Origin of the sequence: Pseudomonas sp. xss_2 (genome assembly GCF_043104195.1) — a bacterium.
GTDB lineage: Bacteria > Pseudomonadota > Gammaproteobacteria > Pseudomonadales > Pseudomonadaceae > Aquipseudomonas > Aquipseudomonas urmiensis.
This window is the reverse complement of sequence record NZ_JBICKL010000041.1, coordinates 117,016-135,332: the sequence shown is the minus strand read 5'-3', so window position 1 is coordinate 135,332 and position 18,317 is coordinate 117,016. Positions and strand designations below refer to the sequence as shown.

Sequence of the window (18,317 nt, the reverse complement as noted above, 5' to 3'; positions counted from 1 at the left end):
TCGCTCCCACACAATCGCTGGTTTCGCTTTATATTAAAAATAGAATAAACAAATGAAAAAATATGATTTATAGATATATGTGATGTGCTGTTAATGTCACTCCATCAGCGGGGCGTACAACTGCAAAGCCCCGGCAACGAATCCAAGGAAGCGCGTCAATGCTGGTTGTTTCGGTCGGTGGAAGCCCAAGTACCCGTTCACGCTCCGGCGTGCTGCTAGAGCGTTCACGCCAGTGGCTGCAGGATCGCGGGGTCGAGGTGGTGACCTTCCAGGTACGTGAGTTCCCCGCCGAAGACCTGCTGCATGCCCGCTTCGACAGCCCGCAGGTGCGCCACTTCCAAGACCTGGTCGCCCAGGCCGATGGCCTGGTGGTTTCCACCCCGGTGTACAAGGCATCGTTTGCTGGCGCCCTGAAGACCTTGCTCGACCTGCTGCCGGAGCGCGCGCTGGAACACAAGGTGGTCCTGCCGATTGCAACCGGCGGCAGCATCGCCCACATGCTGGCGGTGGATTACGCACTCAAACCCGTGCTGTCGGCACTCAAGGCGCAGGAGACCCTGCAAGGGATCTTCGCCGACGACAGCCAGATCGCCTACGGCGAAGGCAACAACCCGGCGCAGTTGACCGACGCGCTGCAAGCGCGACTGCTCGATTCGCTGGAAACGTTTCACAGCGCCTTGGCCCGCCGGCCGAAACCGGTGGCTCCTGGCGAGCTCAACGAACGCCTGATCAGTGCTCGCTGGAGTATCTGAACTCGCCCAACCGCTTCACTGTTTTTCCACCTTACTCGCCCGTCAACGAGGCAAGCAGGTGCAACCCGAACCTCATTCGCACAGGAGAGCGCCATGCGCACAGTCTTCTTGCGTCGCGGTCTGGTCGCCCTGTTTGCGGCGGCTGTGTCCTTCGGCGCCATCACCCAAGCCCAGGCCGAGAGCCTGCGCATCGGTTATCAGAAATACGGCACCCTGGTGCTGCTCAAGGCCAAGGGTACGCTGGAGAAGCGCCTGGCCGATCAGGGCATCCAGGTGCAATGGACCGAGTTTCCGGGCGGCCCGCAGCTGCTCGAAGGCTTGAACGTCGGCTCGATCGACTTCGGCGTCACCGGCGAAACCCCGCCTGTGTTCGCTCAGGCCGCCGGCGCCGATCTGCTGTATGTGGCCTACGAGCCGCCTGCCCCGCACAGCGAAGCGATCCTGGTGCCCAAGGGCTCGACGATCCAGTCGGTAAAAGAGCTCAAGGGCAAGAAAGTTGCGCTGAACAAAGGCTCCAACGTGCATTACCTGCTGGTCCGCGCGCTGCAAGACGCTGGCCTGAACTACGCCGACATCCAACCGGTGTACCTGCCGCCAGCCGATGCCCGCGCCGCGTTCGAGCGTGGCAGCGTAGATGCCTGGGTAATCTGGGACCCGTACCAGGCCGCCGCCGAACAGCAACTGCAAGCGCGCACCCTGCGTGATGGCAAGGATCTGGTCGACAACCACCAGTTCTACCTGGCAACCCGCAATTACGCCACCCAGCACCCGGCTGTGATCAACACCCTGATCGAAGAAGTCCGCGCCGTCGGCGAGTGGTCGCAGGCCAACCCGCAGGAAGTTACCGACCAGGTTGCACCCCTGCTCGGTCTGCCCGCCGACATCACCCTGACCTCGGTCAAGCGCCAAGGCTACGGTGCCGCGCCGCTGACCCCTGAAGTGGTGGCCGCCCAACAGAAGATCGCCGACACCTTCCAGGCGCTCAAGCTGATTCCCAAGCCGCTGAGCATCAAGGACGTGATCTGGACACCCCCGGCCAAGGTCGCTAGCGCGCCTTGATTGATTCGCCTGTGCCGGGGCGTCGCTCCGGTTGAGCCCCACTTGAGGAGACAACTCCAATGAGCCTTAATATTTTCTGGTTCCTTCCCACCCACGGTGACGGCAAGTACCTGGGCACCTCCGACGGCGCCCGCGCGGTCGACCACGGTTACCTGCAACAGATCGCCCAGGCCGCCGACCGCCTTGGCTTTGGCGGGGTGCTGATCCCGACCGGACGTTCTTGCGAGGACTCCTGGCTGGTCGCTGCCTCGCTGATCCCGGTGACGCAGAACCTGAAATTCCTGGTCGCCCTGCGCCCAGGCATCATCTCGCCGACCGTGGCCGCTCGCCAGGCCGCGACCCTCGATCGCCTGTCCAATGGCCGCGCGCTGTTCAACCTGGTGACCGGCGGTGACCCGGACGAGCTGGCGGGTGACGGCCTGCACCTGAACCATCAGGAGCGCTACGAAGCGTCGGTCGAATTCACCCGCATCTGGCGCAAGGTGCTCGAAGGCGAAAACGTCGACTACGACGGCAAGCACATCCAGGTGAAGGGCGCCAAGCTGCTCTATCCGCCGATCCAGCAACCGCGCCCGCCGCTGTACTTCGGTGGGTCGTCAGAAGCAGCCCAGGACCTGGCCGCCGAGCAGGTCGAGCTGTACCTGACCTGGGGCGAGCCGCCATCGGCCGTGGCCGAAAAGATCGCCCAGGTGCGTGAGAAAGCCGCCGCCCAAGGCCGCGAAGTACGCTTCGGTATTCGTCTGCACGTGATCGTGCGGGAAACCAACGAAGAGGCCTGGGCCGCTGCCGATCGCCTGATCTCGCACCTGGACGATGACACCATCGCCCGTGCCCAGGCTTCGCTGGCGCGCTTCGACTCGGTTGGCCAGCAACGCATGGCTGCCCTGCACGGCGGCAAGCGCGACAACCTCGAAGTCAGCCCCAACCTGTGGGCCGGCGTTGGCCTGGTGCGTGGTGGTGCCGGCACTGCGCTGGTGGGCGATGGCCCGACCGTTGCGGCGCGGGTCAAGGAATACGCAGACCTGGGTATCGATACCTTCATCTTCTCCGGTTATCCACACCTGGAAGAGTCCTACCGGGTGGCTGAACTGCTGTTCCCGCATCTGGACGTGCAGCGCCCTGAGCAGCCGAAGTCCGGCGGCTACGTGAGCCCGTTCGGCGAGATGGTGGCCAACGACATCCTGCCCAAGTCCGTGTCGCAGAGCTGAGGACGTAGGCCATGAGTCGTGCAACCTCCTCCAACCTGTCGCAACGCCTGGCGCCGTGGGCCTTGCCCGTGCTGCTGTTGGCGGTGTGGCAACTGGCAGTCAGCGCAGGCTGGCTGTCGACCCGCATCCTGCCGGCGCCGAGTGCGGTGATCAGTGCAGGCGTCGAGCTGGTGCGCAGCGGCGAGATCTGGAGCCACCTGGCGATCAGTGGCTGGCGCGCAGGCGTCGGCTTCCTGATCGGCGGCAGCATCGGTCTGTTGCTGGGCTTCATCACTGGCCTGTCGAACTGGGGCGAACGTCTGCTCGACAGCTCGGTGCAGATGATCCGCAACGTACCGCACCTGGCGCTGATCCCGCTGGTGATCCTGTGGTTCGGCATCGATGAGTCGGCCAAGATCTTCCTGGTCGCGCTGGGCACGCTGTTCCCGATCTACCTGAACACCTACCACGGCATTCGTAATGTGGACCCGGCGTTGGTGGAAATGGCGCGCAGCTACGGCCTGTCCGGCTTTGGCCTGTTCCGCCAGGTGATCCTGCCCGGTGCGCTGCCGTCGATCCTGGTCGGTGTGCGTTTCGCCCTGGGCTTCATGTGGCTGACCTTGATCGTCGCCGAGACCATTTCGGCCAACGCCGGTATCGGTTACCTGGCAATGAATGCGCGTGAATTCCTGCAGACCGACGTGGTGGTCCTGGCCATCGTCATGTATGCCGTGCTCGGCAAGCTCGCCGACCTCGCCGCCCGTGGCCTGGAGCGTGTCTGGCTGCGCTGGCACCCGGCCTACCAACCGGCGAAGAAGGAGGGCGCATGACCGTGCTCAAGGAACAACCGCCGCGCTTGTTGCGTGGCATCCCCCTGGCATCCCAAGGCCTGCGCAAGACGTTCGGTCAGCGCGAAGTGCTGCGCGGGATCGACCTGCACATCCCGGCCGGTCAGTTCGTCGCCATCGTAGGGCGCAGCGGCTGCGGCAAGAGCACCTTGCTGCGCTTGCTGGCCGGGCTCGACAAGCCCAGTGCCGGAGAACTGCTGGCCGGTGCTGCGCCGTTGGCCGAGGCCCGTGAGGAAACCCGCTTGATGTTCCAGGACGCGCGATTGCTGCCCTGGAAAAAAGTGATCGACAACGTTGGCCTGGGGTTGTCCGGCGACTGGCGGCCAAAGGCGCTGCAAGCCTTGGAAGCGGTCGGCCTGGCCGATCGCGCCAATGAGTGGCCGGCGGCCTTGTCCGGTGGCCAGAAGCAACGTGTGGCCTTGGCCCGTGCGCTGATTCACCAGCCGCGCCTGCTGCTGTTGGATGAACCGCTCGGTGCTCTGGATGCGCTGACCCGGATCGAGATGCAGCAACTGATCGAACGCCTGTGGCGTCAGCATGGTTTCACCGTGCTGCTAGTCACCCATGACGTCAGCGAGGCCGTTGCGGTGGCCGACCGGGTGATCCTGATCGAGGACGGCGAAGTCGGCCTGGACCTTAACGTCGACCTGGCCAGGCCTCGGGCGCGTGGTTCGCACCGCCTGGCGGCGTTGGAAAGCGAAGTGCTCAACCGTGTTCTTTCCGTCCCGGGCACACCGCCCGAGCCGGACCCTGTAGCCCCTTTGCCCACGCAACTGCGTTGGGCCCACTGAACCCCAGAAGCCAGAAAGAAGGAATCAAACCATGACTATCAAAGCCATCAACGTCCGTAACCAGTTCAAAGGCACCGTGAAAGAAATCCTCGAAGGTCCGGTACTGTCGGAAATCGACGTGCAGACCGCTTCAGGCGTCGTCACCTCGGTGATCACCACCCGCTCCGTGCGTGAGCTGGAGCTGCAGGTCGGCAGCGAAGTGATTGCCTTCGTCAAATCGACCGAGGTGTCCATCGCCAAGCTGTGATGACCTGAGCATGCCCAGCCATGCCATGTGGTGAGCGTGATACGTGGGAGCGGGCTTGCCCCGCGATAGTGTCAGACCGGACGACGAGGGTGTCGCGACGGTCGCTATCGCGGGGCAAGCCCGCTCCCACGTTGCGCGTTCTTCAAATGCGTTTTGGCAGGAACGGCGGCAGGTATAACCCCAGGTACGCTTCGAACACCCGCTTGCCTTCCTCGGCCATGCGCGGGGTGATCTGCTCATGCAACTGCACCGAGCGGGCATACACCCGGTCGCTCAGTTCCATGGCCAGGGCGAACACATCGACGTCGCTCGGCACCGCCGGCAACTGGAAGTGCTGGTCGAACAGCTTGTGCATCAGCTCGCCCAATTCCATGTCGTGCTGCCGGTCGGCTTGCACCACTTCGCTCAGACCATGTTGCGCCAGGATCAACTGACGCGCCGCGGCATCGCCGTTGTAGATGTCGAGCATGCGTTGCTCGATCAGCCGCGACAGGTCATGCCAGGTCACCAGCGTGGCGGGGTCAATCGGCGCCCGCAATGCTTCGCGAAACGCCCGGTGTACATCGGCGGTGAGCGCTTCAAGCAGCGCCGGAACGCTGGCGAAGAAGTGATACACCGAGGACGGCGGGATCTGCGCCCGCTCGGCAACGCTGTACACCGACAGCCCAGTCACACCTTGCTCAGCCAATAGTTCGCGCGCCGCCGCCAGGATTGCTTCGATCCTGGCCTGGCTGCTCGCGCGTGGCTTGCGTGGCGTGGCTGTGCGGGTCATCAGTTGCTGATCGCCAGGATGCTCGCCTGGTAGGCGCCGACGAACACATCGAAATCGCCGACTTCTTCCTGCTCAAGCTTGGCTTGCTCGGCAAGCGAGTTGCGCGCCAGGGTCTCGAAGGCCTGTTGGCGCTCCGGGCTCAGCGGCTGCTCGCGGAACGTTGCGGCGTGCAGCTGGCTCTGGCGCAGGGAGAACTGCACGAAGGTTTCGTCGTGTTCGGTCATGCGTGCCAGGACCTGGGCCGATGGCGTCAGCTCAGGATCATCGATCTTGGCCTGCTGCGAGCGTAGCGCTCGAACGTGCTCCTGACCGCCGTTGGCCTGGTCGAGCAGCTCGGCCAGTGGCGTGATGCGTTCGATCAACTCAGAGGCCCAGGCCTTGAGCGCGATCGGCTGACCGCCCCGCTGCAGCTCCAGCCCTGGGCGGCGGCCTTCCTTGACCACGGTCAGGAAGTTGTTGGTGCATTGGCCACATTCGCCGTTGTCCAGCTGCGGGCTGTCGTCGAGCGCGCAGAGCAGCAGGAAGGCATCGAGGAAGCGCGCCTGCGCCAGGTCGATACCCACCGGCAGGAACGGGTTGATGTCCAGGCAGCGCACCTCGACGTACTGCACGCCACGGGCCATCAGCGCCTGGATCGGCCGCTCACCGGTGTAGGTGACGCGCTTGGGGCGAATGTTCGAGTAATACTCGTTTTCGATCTGCAGGATGTTGGTGTTCAACTGCACCCACTCGCCATCCTTGTGCGTGCCGACCTCGACGTAGGGCGGGTAGGGCGTGCCCACCGCCTTGCGCAGGCTGTCGGTGTAGCTGGCGAGGTTGTTGTAGCACGGCGTCAGGCCGGCCTGGGCGCTGCTCTGGTAACCCAGGTCGCTCATGCGCAGGCTAGTGGCGTAGGGCAGGTACAGGGTTTCGGCGTCGAGGTGCTCGAGCTGATGCGCACGGCCCCGCAGGAAGCCGGCGTCCAACGCCGGCGAGGCGCCGAACAGATACATCAGCAGCCAGCTGTAACGGCGGAAGTTACGGATCAGGGCGATGTACGCCGACGACTGGTAGTCGCGGTCGCTCTCGGTGCCGCCTTCGGTTTGGCGCAGCAGCGGCCAAAGCGCTTCAGGCAGCGAGAAGTTGTAATGAATACCGGCAATGCACTGCATGGTGCGGCCATAGCGCAGGGCCAGGCCCTTGCGGTAGACGTACTTGAGCTGGCCGATATTGGAGGTGCCGTAGTAGGCGATCGGAATGTCTTCTTCGGCCGGCAATGCGCAGGGCATCGACGGGCTCCACAGGTATTCGTTGCCAAGCTTGGACTGAACGAAGCGGTGGACCTCCTCGAGGTTCTCCAGCACTTGCGCAGGATCGGCCAGGGCTGGGGTGATGAACTCCAGCAGCGACTCGGAATAATCGGTGGTGATCTGCTCGTTGGTCAGCGCCGATCCCAGGGCTTGCGGGTGCGGGGTCTGGGCCAGGCGACCTTCGTCGGTCACGCGCAAGCATTCGCGCTCAATACCGTGCAGGCACTGCTTGAGCAAGGGGAGATTGGCACTGAGCAGGCTCAGGCGGCTTTTGAGGAGGTCGCTCAAGATGTATTCCTTCACGCGTCAGTCGCCCCAATATGGGGGTAGATATGACGGTCTACAAGGGTAGGGACAAAGGAACTGGCGTTGTCGCCTGGTTTAGCTGGGTTTTCGGTAATGCCAACGCCGATTCAGGGCCGCTACATAGCCCATCGCAGGCTGCGCCAGCTCCCCCAGATACGGCATGAAACCTGTGGGAGCTGATGCAGCTTGCGATGGGGCACGTAGCGGCCCCACCGTTCAGTACTGCCGAAAATACCGCAGATACCTGTTTGGGAGCTAGAGAACCGCGAAGGTTCCTTGCGCTTTCGCCACCAGTTTGTCGCCTTGGACTACGTCGGCGTCGACAACCAGGGTGCGCCGCCCAGCGTGCAGCACGCGGGCGGTGCACAGCACTTCACCGTCGCTGACGGCGCGCATGTAGTTGATCTTGCACTCGATGGTCACGCTCTGCTGGTCAAAGCCATGGCTGGCCGAGCAGGCCAGGCCCATGGCGATGTCGACCAGGCTGAAGATCGCCCCGCCATGCAGCTTCTGGCCACGGTTGCGCAGGTGCGGTTCGAGCGCCAGGGCGACCGTGGCAACACCTTGTTCAAGGTGTTGCAGTCGGCAGCCCAGCAGCTGGCTGAAGGCGCTCTCGACGTACTCCTTGGGCACGTCCATCACTTTTTCTTCAACTGCTTGGCGTTAGCGAACAGCGCCGCCATGGCGTTATTGGCTGGGGCGGCAGGCGTGGTTTCGCGTTGGCGTGGCGCTTGCTGCGCACGGTTGCCGCCATTGCCACGGCCACCGCCACGGTTGCCTTCGACCTTCTCGCCAGGGGTATCGCCCATGCGCATGGACAGGCCGATGCGCTTGCGCGGGATATCCACTTCCATGACCTTGACCTTGACCACGTCGCCGGCCTTGACCGCCTCACGCGGATCCTTGATGAACTTCTCCGACAGCGAGGAGATGTGCACCAGGCCGTCCTGGTGCACGCCGATGTCGACGAAGGCACCGAAGTTGGTGACGTTGGTCACCACGCCTTCGAGGATCATCCCCGGCTCAAGGTCCTTGAGGTCTTCAACGCCGTCCTGGAACGAGGCGGTCTTGAACTCGGGGCGCGGGTCGCGGCCAGGCTTGTCCAGCTCCTGGAGGATGTCGGTGACGGTCGGCAGGCCGAAGGTCTCGTCGGTGAACTTCTTCGGGTCCAGGCGCTTGAGAAAACCGCTGTCGCCGATCAGCGAGCGGATGTCACGGTCGGTGTCGGCGGCGATGCGCTGCACCAGCGGGTAGGCTTCCGGGTGCACCGCCGAGGCGTCCAGCGGGTTGTCACCGTTCATTACCCGCAGGAAGCCTGCGGCCTGCTCGAAAGTCTTCTCGCCGAGGCGGCTGACCTTTTTCAGCGCGGCACGGGTGGCGAACGGGCCGTTGGCGTCGCGGTGGGCAACGATGTTCTGCGCCAGGGTCGCGTTGAGGCCGGAGATGCGCGTCAGCAGCGCCACCGAGGCGGTGTTGACGTCGACGCCGACGGCGTTCACGCAGTCCTCGACTACGGCGTCCAGGCCACGCGCCAGTTTCAGCTGCGAGACGTCGTGCTGGTACTGGCCGACGCCGATCGATTTCGGATCGATCTTCACCAGCTCGGCCAGCGGATCCTGCAGGCGGCGGGCGATGGAGACGGCGCCACGGATCGACACGTCCAGGTCAGGGAATTCGCGTGCGGCCAGTTCCGAGGCCGAGTACACCGACGCGCCGGCTTCGGAGACCATGATCTTGGTGATCTTCAGGGCGGGATACTTTTTCACCAGCTCAGCAATCAGCTTGTCGCTCTCGCGGCTGGCGGTACCGTTGCCGATGGCGATCAGCTCCACCGAGTGCTTGGCGCACAGCGCGGCGAGCACGGCAATGGTGCGGTCCCAGTCGTTTTTCGGCGCGTGCGGGTAAACCGTGGTGTAGTCGAGCAGCTTGCCAGTGGCGTCGACCACCGCGACCTTGCAGCCGGTACGCAGGCCCGGGTCGAAGCCCAGGGTCGCCCGCGGGCCAGCTGGTGCGGCCAGCAGCAGGTCGTGCAGGTTGTGGGCGAAGACGTTGATCGCCTCGCCTTCGGCATTGTCGCGCAGCTCGCCGAACAGATCGGTTTCCAGGTGGGTGTAGAGCTTGACCTTCCAGGTCCAGCGCACCACCTCGCCCAGCCACTTGTCAGCCGGGCGGTCACGGTTTTCGATGCCGACATGGCTGGCGATCATCAGCTCGCACGGATGCAGGGTGCCCGGCAGCTCTTCGCCAACCTTCAGCGAGGCGCTGAGAATGCCTTCGTTACGGCCGCGGAAGATCGCCAGGGCGCGGTGCGAAGGCGCGGTGCGCAGCAGTTCGTCATGGGCGAAGTAGTCGCGGAACTTGGCGCCTTCCTCTTCCTTGCCGGCCACCAGGCGGGCACTGAGCACGGCCTCCTGCTTGAGGAAGTTACGCAGTTTTTCCAGCAGGCCTGCGTCTTCGGCGAAACGCTCCATGAGGATGTACTTGGCGCCTTCGAGCGCAGCCTTGACGTCGGCCACGCCTTTATCGGCATCGACAAAGCGTGCAGCCTCGGTTTCCGGGCTCAGTTGCGGGTCGTTGAACAGACCGTCGGCCAGCTCGCCAAGGCCGGCCTCCAGGGCAATCTGGCCCTTGGTGCGGCGCTTTTGCTTGTATGGCAGGTAAAGGTCTTCGAGGCGGGTCTTGGTGTCGGCCAGCTTGATGTCGCGGGCCAGTTCCGGGGTCAGTTTGCCCTGCTCCTCGATACTGGCCAGGATGCTTGCACGACGGTCGTCCAGCTCGCGCAGGTAGCGCAGGCGCTCATCCAGGTGGCGCAGTTGGGTGTCGTCCAGGCTGCCGGTCACTTCCTTACGGTAGCGGGCGATGAAGGGCACCGTCGAGCCTTCGTCCAACAGGGCCACGGCCGCCTCGACCTGTTGCGGGCGAACGCCCAGTTCCTGGGCGATACGGCTGTTGATGCTGTCCATGAGAACCACCTGACAATATGTGAATACTGGAGGCCGCAGGTGGGCATTCGAGCCCGGCGGCGCTGGGTGAAAGCCGCGCATTATACTCATCACGCCAGGCTTGCGGTGATGGCGCTGAGCCAGCCGGGATCTGCACGGAAGTGGCGCCCCGGGAAAAATCTGCTAACAATGCACACGGCACGCGCCGCAATGGCTACGCCATAATACGCGGCGATATCAGAGGAGTTATTGATGACCAGCACCGCAAATACCGCTGAAGGCGACAAGATTCTCATCGTCGACGACGATCCAGGGCTCAGCAGCCTGCTGGAACGTTTCTTCACCAGCAAGGGCTTTCGCGCCCGTGCGGTGCCCAACGTCGAACAGATGGACCGGCTGCTGGCGCGTGAAGTGTTCAACCTGGTGGTGCTCGACCTGATGCTGCCTGGCGAGGACGGCCTGTCCGCCTGCCGCCGGCTGCGTGCGGCGAACAACCAGATCCCGATCATCATGCTCACCGCCAAAGGCGACGAGCTGAGCCGTATCAAGGGCCTCGAACTGGGCGCCGACGATTACCTGGCCAAGCCATTCAACCCCGACGAGCTGGTAGCCCGAGTCAAGGCAGTACTGCGTCGGCAGGCGCCAAGCGTACCGGGTGCTCCGGGTAGCGAAGACGAGACCGTCACCTTTGGCGACTACGAGCTGTCGCTGGCTACCCGCGAGCTCAAGCGTGGCGAAGAAGTGCACATGCTCACCACCGGTGAGTTCGCCGTGCTCAAGGCGCTGGTCATGCACGCCCGTGAGCCGCTGACCCGCGACAAGCTGATGAACCTGGCCCGTGGCCGTGAGTGGGACGCCCTGGAGCGCTCCATCGACGTGCAGATTTCGCGCTTGCGGCGCATGATTGAGCCGGATCCGTCCAAGCCGCGCTACATCCAGACCGTCTGGGGCGTGGGCTACGTGTTCGTGCCGGATGGAAACGCCGGCAAATGAGCCTGCAGGCTTGCCATGACGCGGCAGGGCGACCCGAACGGGCCGCCCTGTTTTCGTCTGTGGCCGGCCGGCAACCCTGGCGAGCCCTGCTCGCGGCTGTCTTGCAATAGTTGTCTTCGATGAAAACGCCCCTGTGGTTCCCGCAAAGCTTCTTCGCCCGCACGCTGTGGCTGGTGCTGATCGTCGTCCTGTTCTCCAAGGCGCTGACCTTGGTGTACCTGTTGATGAACGAGGACGTACTGGTCGACCGCCAGTACAGCCATGGTGTGGCACTGACCTTGCGCGCCTACTGGGCGGCCGACGAGGAGAATCGCGACAAGATCGCCGAGGCTGCTGGCTTGATCCGAGTCACCGGCTCCGGTGTGCCGGAAGGCGAGCAGCACTGGCCGTACAGCGAGATCTACCAGCGCCAGATGCAGGCCGAGCTGGGCGAAGACACTGAAGTGCGCCTGCGCGTGCACGCCCCGCCGGCGCTGTGGGTCAATGCCCCGAGCCTGGGGCCGGGCTGGCTCAAGGTGCCGCTGTATCCGCACCCGCTGCGTGGCCAGAAAATCTGGAACGTGCTGGGCTGGTTCCTGGCGATCGGCCTGTTGTCCACAGCCTCTGCCTGGATCTTCGTCCGCCAGCTCAACCAACCGCTCAAGCGCCTGGTGTTTGCCGCGCGCCAGCTGGGGCAGGGGCGTAGCGTACGCTTGCCGATCAGCGACACGCCGAGCGAGATGGCCGAGGTGTACCGCTCGTTCAACCAGATGGCCGAAGACGTCGAACAGGCCGCGCGTGAGCGTGAGTTGATGCTGGCCGGGGTGTCGCATGACCTGCGCACGCCGCTGACACGCCTGCGCTTGTCGCTGTCGCTGATGGCCAACGACAACGACCTGACCGATGACATGGTGCGGGATATCGAGGATATGGACGCCATCCTTGACCAGTTCCTGGCCTTCATTCGCGATGGCCGTGATGAGCCGGTGGAGGAGGTCGACCTGGGTGATCTGGTGCGTGAAGTGGTGGCGCCGTACAACCAGCCACAGGAGCGTGTGCGCCTGTGCCTGGAGCCGATCCCGCCATTCCCGCTGCGCCGGGTTTCACTCAAGCGCATGCTGGGTAACTTGATTGGCAACGCGCTGCATCACGCCGGCAAAGGCGTCGAGGTGGCGGCCTATGTGTCGGGCGACGAGAGTGCGCCGTATGTGGTGCTCAGCGTGCTCGACCGCGGGGCGGGGATCGATGAGTCGGAGCTGGAGACGATCTTCAACCCGTTCATTCGCGGAGACCGGGCGCGTGGCGGCAAGGGCACCGGGCTGGGGCTGGCGATCGTCAAGCGGATCGCGGCCCAGCATGGCGGCAATGTTGAATTGCGCAATCGATCTGGCGGTGGGATCGAGGCGCGGGTGCGTTTGCCGTTGGGGCTGTTGTTGCCGCGTAATGCTGTTTGATCGTTAGCGTCTGTACCGGCCTTATCGCGGGGCAAGCCCGCTCCCACGCCGAAATTTCGTCATGCTGGAAGTTGGCGTGGGAGCGGGCTTGCCCCGCGATGAGGCCAGGATCAACAGCATCAGCCTTTGCCTTTGGTCCGGGTCTGATTCGGCCCGCCATTCTTTTCCAGATGCTCGATGATCATCCCAGCCACATCCTTGCTGGTGGTCACCTCGATGCCTTCCAGCCCAGGCGATGAATTCACCTCCATCACCAACGGCCCGTGATTGGAGCGCAGGATATCCACCCCGGCCACGCTCAAGCCCATGACCTTGGCCGCACGGATAGCGGTGATCCGCTCTTCCGGGGTGATCTTGATCAGGCTGGCGACGCCGCCGCGATGCAGGTTGGAGCGAAACTCGCCTGGCTTGGCCTGGCGCTTCATCGAGGCGATCACCTTGTCACCCACCACGAAGCAGCGGATGTCGGCGCCGCCAGCCTCCTTGATGTACTCCTGGACCATGATGTTCTGCTTCAGGCCCATGAACGCCTCGATCACCGATTCTGCCGCCTGGGTCGTCTCGCACAGCACCACGCCGATGCCTTGCGTGCCTTCCAGTACTTTGATCACCAAGGGTGCGCCGTTGACCATCTGGATCAGGTCTGGGATGTCGTCCGGAGAATGGGCAAAGCCGGTGATCGGCAGGCCGATACCCCGGCGCGACAGCAGCTGCAGCGAGCGCAGCTTGTCGCGCGAGCGGGCGATGGCCACCGACTCGTTGAGCGGATACACGCCCATCATCTCGAACTGGCGCAGCACCGCGCAGCCATAGAAGGTCACCGATGCGCCGATGCGAGGGATCACTGCATCGAAACCTTCCAGCGGCTTGCCGCGATAGTGGATCTGCGGCTTGTGGCTGGCGATGTTCATGTAGGCGCGCAGGGTATCGATCACAACCATCTCATGGCCGCGCTGGGTACCGGCTTCGACCAGGCGGCGGGTGGAATACAGACGCGGATTGCGCGACAGCACAGCGATCTTCATGCAGCACCTGTGACAGGGGAAAGGGTGGCCAGGAAGGCCGGTTTGTCTTGCACGTATTTCAAACCTGGGTTGACCACCAGTTGGCCGTGGATCAACGCCTTGGAACCGAGCAGCAAGCGGTAGCGCATGGCCTTGCGACAGGCCAGGGTGAATTCGACCTCCCAGACCCGGTCGCCCAGGGCCAGCGCGGTGCGGATCACATAGCGTACCTGGGCCTGGCCATTGGAGCTCTTGATGGTCTTCATGGTCACCAGCGGCGCTTCGCAGCGACGATGGCGCAACTGCACCACGGTACCCAGGTGCGCCGTGAAGCGCACCCATGGCTCACCGTCACGCTCGAATGTTTCCACATCGGTGGCGTGCAGGCTGGAGGTGCTGGCACCGGTGTCGATCTTGGCGCGCAGCCCCGCGACGCCGAGGTCGGGCAGGGCGACCCACTCACGCAGGCCGATCACACTCAGATGGTCAAATGTCTTCACTAATCACACCCTGCGGATAAGGTGGTGAACTGTAAGCATCGCGCAGTTTTTTTGCATCCGTCAGTCACGGTAGTACAGTTCCGTGAAAGACAGAATTCGAGGAAATGAGATGGCACAAAAGCCTGAAGACGACGACAAGGTGCGCCTGGACAAATGGCTGTGGGCGGCGCGTTTCTACAAGACCCGTGCCTTGGCCAAGGCCGCCATCGAAAGTGGCAAGGTGCATTGCCGGGGCGAGCGCTGCAAGCCGGGCAAGGAGCCGCGCCTGGGCGATGAGTTCGTTTTGCGCACCGGGTTTGACGAGCGCACCGTGGTGGTCAAGGCACTGTCAGTGGTACGCCGCGGTGCGCCGGAGGCGCAGCTGTTGTATGCCGAGACCGAAGAGAGCATTCGTCGTCGTGAGCAAGCGGCGCAGCAGCGCAAGGATGGGGCGCTGGGCATGACCACCGACGGTCGGCCGAACAAGAAGCAGCGGCGGCAGATTCATCAGCTGCATGGCAGTTTTGATTGAGAAGTGGCTGCTGGGGCTGCTTTGCAGCCCTTCGCGGGCAAGCCCGCTCCCACAGGGACCGCGCCGCTATTGGGCTCAGCGCTGTCATTGTGGGAGCGGGCTTGCCCGCGAAGGGCCGCAAAGCGGCCCCACAATCGATCAGGCGCCGCGCACCACAGCCAACCTGCCGACCAACGGCAATCGCTCAACCACACCGAACAATGGCGCAGTCCAGCGCAGCAGCGCCGCGCTGCCTTTAGCCGCCAGCGGCGTATAACAGCTCCAGCCCAACGCCAGCACCGCCATCAGCAATCCGCCGATGTAGTCGTCCTGCCCCCAATGCGCACCGGCCACCAGGCGCGGCAGCATGAACACGCCAGCGAGCCCCCAGATCACCAGTCGTTGCAGCAAACGGCGACTGAACAGGTTCATGAACAGCGCCCAGACCAGCAACACCGAGGCATGGTCACCGGGGAAACTCTTGCTGGAACGGTCTTTAAGCTCCCAATGAGCTTCAAGGTGCGGGTAGAAATCGCTCAGGCGAATGGCATCGTCAAACACCATCGATGGACTATCGTGTTGCCATCCGGATGCATCCACCCACTTGGAAAACAGCGCGCGAATCACCACTAAGAGGATAAGCGTGATCAAAAAGCCAAAAAATGCCTCGCGTACTTGGCTGGCCTTGAACACCCATTCGCCACGGATCAGCAGCGTCAGAAGTATCAGGCCGACGACGATGTCGAACGGTCGCAGGCTGCCGAGGGTCCAGATGTAACGCCAGGCGCTACTGTCGGCCAGCGGCCCATTGAGGCTGTGGAACAGCCACTCGTCGAAAGTCAGGCACAGGATCTGGCCAAATGGCCATAACCAGAAACACAGTAGAGCGATGGGCAGCAGCGTGCAGGCTGCCAAGGGTCCCCAGGACCACTTCGCTTGGAACAGTGGTCGATTGTCCATAAGATACCTCTATTACCAACAGGATATGGAGCGCCTCGTGAGCGCTCTGCATCGGGCCTTTTGTAAGGCCTGTAAACATTTTGACATCATTTTCAGATAGCCAGAACCTATGAGCGATTTTCCAGATACCGATTTCACCCAACGTTTCATCTTCGACGACCGCGACGTGCGCGGCGAAATGGTCGGGCTGGAGCGAAGCTACGCCGAGGTGCTGGCCAAGCATCCCTACCCGCAGCCGGTCGCGCAGTTGCTTGGCGAGCTGATGGCCGCCGCTGCCCTGCTGGTCGGCACGCTCAAGTTCGATGGCCTGCTGATTCTTCAGGCGCGCTCCGAAGGGCCGGTGCCGCTGCTGATGATCGAATGCTCCAGCGAGCACGAGATCCGTGGCCTGGCGCGGTATGAAGCGAGCCAGATCGCAGCCGATGCTACCCTGGCAGACTTGATGCCCGAAGGCGTGCTCGCCCTGACCATCGACCCGATCAACGGCCAGCGTTACCAGGGCATGGTCGACCTGCATGGCAAGGACCTGTCGGAGTGCTTCACCAATTACTTCGTCATGTCCCAGCAGATCAACACCTGCATTTCCCTCACCGCCGACGGCACCCGCGCACGTGGCTTGCTGGTGCAGCAACTGCCGGCTGATCGCCACAAAGACAGCGACGAGCGTGACGAGAGCTGGAACCACGTCAAGGCCTTGGCCAACACCGTAAAAGCTGAAGAGCTGCTGGGCCTGGACAACGAAACCGTGCTGCACCGTCTGTATCACGAAGACGCTGTGCGCCTGTTCGATATCCAGCCGCTACAGTTCCGTTGCAGCTGCTCTCGGGAACGTTCCGGCAATGCTCTGGTCAGTCTTGGCCAGGACGACGCCCAACAGCTGGTGGCCGAACATGGCGGGCAGATCGAGGTGGATTGCCAGTTCTGCAATCAGCGTTATCTGTTCGACGCCGCCGATGTGGCGCAATTGTTTGCCGGTGGCGGCACAGGCGGGGCAGCAGAAACACGTCACTAAAACGTTTAATCGTAGTGAATTCTCCTGTCTAAATGCGATAAACCGCAGTTCTGACAGGAGGGGCCTACTTTTTTTGGGCGTTTCTGGCATAATCCGGCCACTTTTTTCGCTGTAGTAGTTTGAAACAGACAACTACAAAACGTTTGGAGCACTCGGCCTCGGGCCGGATGGGGTATCTCATGACGCAAGCCAACAACACCGTGTACACCGACCTGAGCGTCGATGAGCTGGTAAAAGAAGCGCTGTCCCGCGGTGAAGGCGTGCTGGCCGATACTGGCGCACTGGTCGTGGAAACCGGTCACCGTACCGGCCGTTCGCCAGCTGACCGTTTCATCGTCGACGAACCCAGCACCACTGCGGCAATTGCGTGGGGCCCGATCAACCGCAAGTTCCCGGCCGACAAGTTCGATGCCCTGTGGGCTCGCGTCGAGGCGTTCAACAACGCTCAGGAACACTTCGTTTCCCACGTTCACGTAGGGGCTGCCGAAGATCACTACCTGCCGGTCAAGATGACCACCCAGACTGCCTGGCAGAACCTGTTCGGCCGTTGCCTGTTCATCAACCCTGCCCAATACAACCCAGCGGGTCGTGATCAGTGGCAGGTGCTGAACGTGGCCAACTTCGAGTGCGTGCCTGAGCGTGACGGCACCAACTCCGACGGCTGCGTGATCATCAACTTCGCCCAGAAGAAGGTGCTGATCGCTGGCATGCGCTACGCCGGTGAAATGAAGAAAGCCATGTTCTCGGTGCAGAACTTCCTGCTGCCGGCCGCCGACGTGCTGCCAATGCACTGCGCTGCCAACATCGGCGAAGCGGGCGATGTCACCCTGTTCTTCGGTCTGTCCGGTACTGGCAAGACCACCCTGTCGGCCGACGAAAGCCGTTACCTGATCGGTGACGACGAGCACGGTTGGGGCGAAGGCGTTGTCTTCAACATCGAAGGCGGCTGCTACGCCAAGTGCATCGACCTGTCCGAGAAGAACGAGCCGGTCATCTGGAAAGCCATCAAGCACGGCGCCGTGCTGGAAAACGTCGTTATCGACGATGCCAAGCACGCTGACTACACCGATGTCAGCCTGACCCAGAACAGCCGCGCCGCCTACCCGCTGGAGCACGTTGCCAAGCGCTCCGAGCACAACCTGGGCGGCGAGCCGAATGCGGTCATCTTCCTGACCTGCGACCTGACCGGCGTACTGCCGCCAGTGTCGATCCTGAACAACGAGCAGGCGGCCTACCACTTCCTGTCCGGTTACACCGCGCTGGTCGGTTCGACCGAAATGGGTTCGGGCGGCGGCATCAAGTCGACCTTCTCCACCTGCTTCGGCGCACCGTTCTTCCCGCGTCCGGCTGGCGAGTACGCTGAGCTGCTGATCAAGCGCATCAAGGGCTTCAACTCCAAGGTCTACCTGGTCAACACCGGCTGGACCGGCGGTGGCTACGGCGTTGGCAAGCGTTTCAGCATCCCGACCACCCGTGCAGTGATCGCAGCGATCCAGAGCGGCGCGTTGGTAGGTACCGAGACCGAGCACCTGGACATCATCAACCTGGACGTGCCTAAGGCTGTTCCAGGCGTCGAGACCAACCTGCTCAACCCACGCACCAACTGGGAAGACAAGGCAGCCTACGACGAAGCAGCTAAAGGCCTGGCCAAGCTGTTCATCGAGAACTTCAAGAAGTTCGAGGTTTCCGACGCCATCAAGGCGGCTGGCCCACAGCTGTAAGCTGTAGCTAG

At 63.0% G+C, this 18,317-nt stretch carries 18 protein-coding genes; 11 read left to right on the top strand and 7 right to left on the bottom strand.

What is annotated here, in order from left to right; translation table 11 throughout:
* The first annotated feature begins 158 nt into the window (after nucleotides 1–158).
* The 6 genes from ssuE (at nucleotide 159) to ACF8K2_RS06715 (ending at nucleotide 4,884) form a co-directional block, all read left to right on the top strand.
* Nucleotides 159–752, top strand: coding sequence for an NADPH-dependent FMN reductase (gene ssuE, locus ACF8K2_RS06740; RefSeq protein ID WP_392464023.1), 594 nt, complete (start codon nucleotides 159–161; stop codon nucleotides 750–752).
* Between the two features lie 93 nt (nucleotides 753–845).
* Nucleotides 846–1,811, top strand: a complete 966-nt coding sequence (locus ACF8K2_RS06735; protein WP_392464022.1) for a sulfonate ABC transporter substrate-binding protein — start codon at nucleotides 846–848, stop codon at nucleotides 1,809–1,811.
* Between the two features lie 59 nt (nucleotides 1,812–1,870).
* A complete protein-coding gene (gene ssuD / locus ACF8K2_RS06730; protein WP_264235201.1) occupies nucleotides 1,871–3,019 on the top strand; it encodes an FMNH2-dependent alkanesulfonate monooxygenase in 1,149 nt (382 codons plus the stop codon).
* An 11-nt stretch (nucleotides 3,020–3,030) separates the two neighbouring features.
* Complete coding sequence (gene ssuC, locus ACF8K2_RS06725; RefSeq protein ID WP_186552873.1) at nucleotides 3,031–3,828, top strand: aliphatic sulfonate ABC transporter permease SsuC; 798 nt, start codon at nucleotides 3,031–3,033, stop codon at nucleotides 3,826–3,828.
* Nucleotides 3,825–4,637 (top strand): aliphatic sulfonates ABC transporter ATP-binding protein, encoded by an 813-nt coding sequence (gene ssuB, locus ACF8K2_RS06720; RefSeq protein WP_186552872.1) that lies wholly within the window; start codon nucleotides 3,825–3,827, stop codon nucleotides 4,635–4,637. Before ssuC ends, ssuB begins: the two co-directional genes overlap by 4 nt.
* A gap of 31 nt (nucleotides 4,638–4,668) precedes the next feature.
* Nucleotides 4,669–4,884: a molybdopterin-binding protein gene (locus ACF8K2_RS06715; RefSeq protein ID WP_027595183.1), complete on the top strand. Its 216-nt coding sequence runs from the start codon at nucleotides 4,669–4,671 to the stop codon at nucleotides 4,882–4,884.
* Nucleotides 4,885–5,026: 142 nt separating this feature from the next.
* On the opposite strand, the gene ACF8K2_RS06710 is transcribed toward ACF8K2_RS06715, so the two are convergent.
* The 4 genes from ACF8K2_RS06710 to ACF8K2_RS06695 all read right to left on the bottom strand — a co-directional run bounded on the left by ACF8K2_RS06710 (nucleotide 5,027) and on the right by ACF8K2_RS06695 (nucleotide 10,214).
* Nucleotides 5,027–5,656, bottom strand: a complete 630-nt coding sequence (locus ACF8K2_RS06710) for a TetR/AcrR family transcriptional regulator (protein ID WP_392464019.1) — start codon at nucleotides 5,654–5,656, stop codon at nucleotides 5,027–5,029.
* Nucleotides 5,656–7,248 (bottom strand): glutamate--cysteine ligase, encoded by a 1,593-nt coding sequence (gene gshA, locus ACF8K2_RS06705; protein WP_392464018.1) that lies wholly within the window; start codon nucleotides 7,246–7,248, stop codon nucleotides 5,656–5,658. Before gshA ends, ACF8K2_RS06710 begins: the two co-directional genes overlap by 1 nt.
* Before the next feature lie 258 nt (nucleotides 7,249–7,506).
* Nucleotides 7,507–7,890, bottom strand: a complete 384-nt coding sequence (locus tag ACF8K2_RS06700) for a PaaI family thioesterase (RefSeq protein ID WP_186552869.1) — start codon at nucleotides 7,888–7,890, stop codon at nucleotides 7,507–7,509.
* Nucleotides 7,890–10,214 carry a Tex family protein gene (locus tag ACF8K2_RS06695; RefSeq protein ID WP_186552868.1) on the bottom strand — a complete coding sequence of 775 codons (2,325 nt, stop codon included), beginning with the start codon at nucleotides 10,212–10,214 and terminating at the stop codon, nucleotides 7,890–7,892. The genes ACF8K2_RS06700 and ACF8K2_RS06695 overlap by 1 nt, the downstream gene beginning before the upstream one ends.
* Nucleotides 10,215–10,445: 231 nt before the next feature.
* Between ACF8K2_RS06695 and ompR the strand changes: the two genes are divergently transcribed.
* Nucleotides 10,446–11,186, top strand: a complete 741-nt coding sequence (ompR, locus tag ACF8K2_RS06690; protein WP_186552867.1) for a two-component system response regulator OmpR — start codon at nucleotides 10,446–10,448, stop codon at nucleotides 11,184–11,186.
* Nucleotides 11,187–11,305: 119 nt separating this feature from the next.
* Nucleotides 11,306–12,619, top strand: coding sequence for an ATP-binding protein (locus ACF8K2_RS06685; protein ID WP_186552866.1), 1,314 nt, complete (start codon nucleotides 11,306–11,308; stop codon nucleotides 12,617–12,619).
* 119 nt (nucleotides 12,620–12,738) lie between these two features.
* Here ACF8K2_RS06685 and rimK read toward each other — a convergent pair whose 3' ends face one another.
* Together rimK and ACF8K2_RS06675 are read right to left on the bottom strand one after the other, a co-directional pair.
* Complete coding sequence (gene rimK, locus ACF8K2_RS06680) at nucleotides 12,739–13,644, bottom strand: 30S ribosomal protein S6--L-glutamate ligase (RefSeq protein ID WP_119137413.1); 906 nt, start codon at nucleotides 13,642–13,644, stop codon at nucleotides 12,739–12,741.
* Nucleotides 13,641–14,090, bottom strand: a complete 450-nt coding sequence (locus tag ACF8K2_RS06675; protein WP_264235378.1) for an ATP-dependent zinc protease — start codon at nucleotides 14,088–14,090, stop codon at nucleotides 13,641–13,643. The genes rimK and ACF8K2_RS06675 overlap by 4 nt, the downstream gene beginning before the upstream one ends.
* A gap of 142 nt (nucleotides 14,091–14,232) precedes the next feature.
* On the opposite strand from ACF8K2_RS06675, the gene ACF8K2_RS06670 reads away from it, so the two are divergent.
* Complete coding sequence (locus ACF8K2_RS06670; RefSeq protein ID WP_264235206.1) at nucleotides 14,233–14,634, top strand: RNA-binding S4 domain-containing protein; 402 nt, start codon at nucleotides 14,233–14,235, stop codon at nucleotides 14,632–14,634.
* Between the two features lie 138 nt (nucleotides 14,635–14,772).
* On the opposite strand, the gene ACF8K2_RS06665 is transcribed toward ACF8K2_RS06670, so the two are convergent.
* Nucleotides 14,773–15,573, bottom strand: a complete 801-nt coding sequence (locus ACF8K2_RS06665; protein WP_392464014.1) for a phosphatase PAP2 family protein — start codon at nucleotides 15,571–15,573, stop codon at nucleotides 14,773–14,775.
* Nucleotides 15,574–15,682: 109 nt separating this feature from the next.
* On the opposite strand from ACF8K2_RS06665, the gene hslO reads away from it, so the two are divergent.
* A complete protein-coding gene (gene hslO, locus ACF8K2_RS06660; protein WP_312154568.1) occupies nucleotides 15,683–16,585 on the top strand; it encodes an Hsp33 family molecular chaperone HslO in 903 nt (300 codons plus the stop codon).
* 179 nt (nucleotides 16,586–16,764) lie between these two features.
* Nucleotides 16,765–18,306 carry a phosphoenolpyruvate carboxykinase gene (locus ACF8K2_RS06655; protein ID WP_392464011.1) on the top strand — a complete coding sequence of 514 codons (1,542 nt, stop codon included), beginning with the start codon at nucleotides 16,765–16,767 and terminating at the stop codon, nucleotides 18,304–18,306.
* The last annotated feature ends 11 nt before the right edge of the window (nucleotides 18,307–18,317 follow it).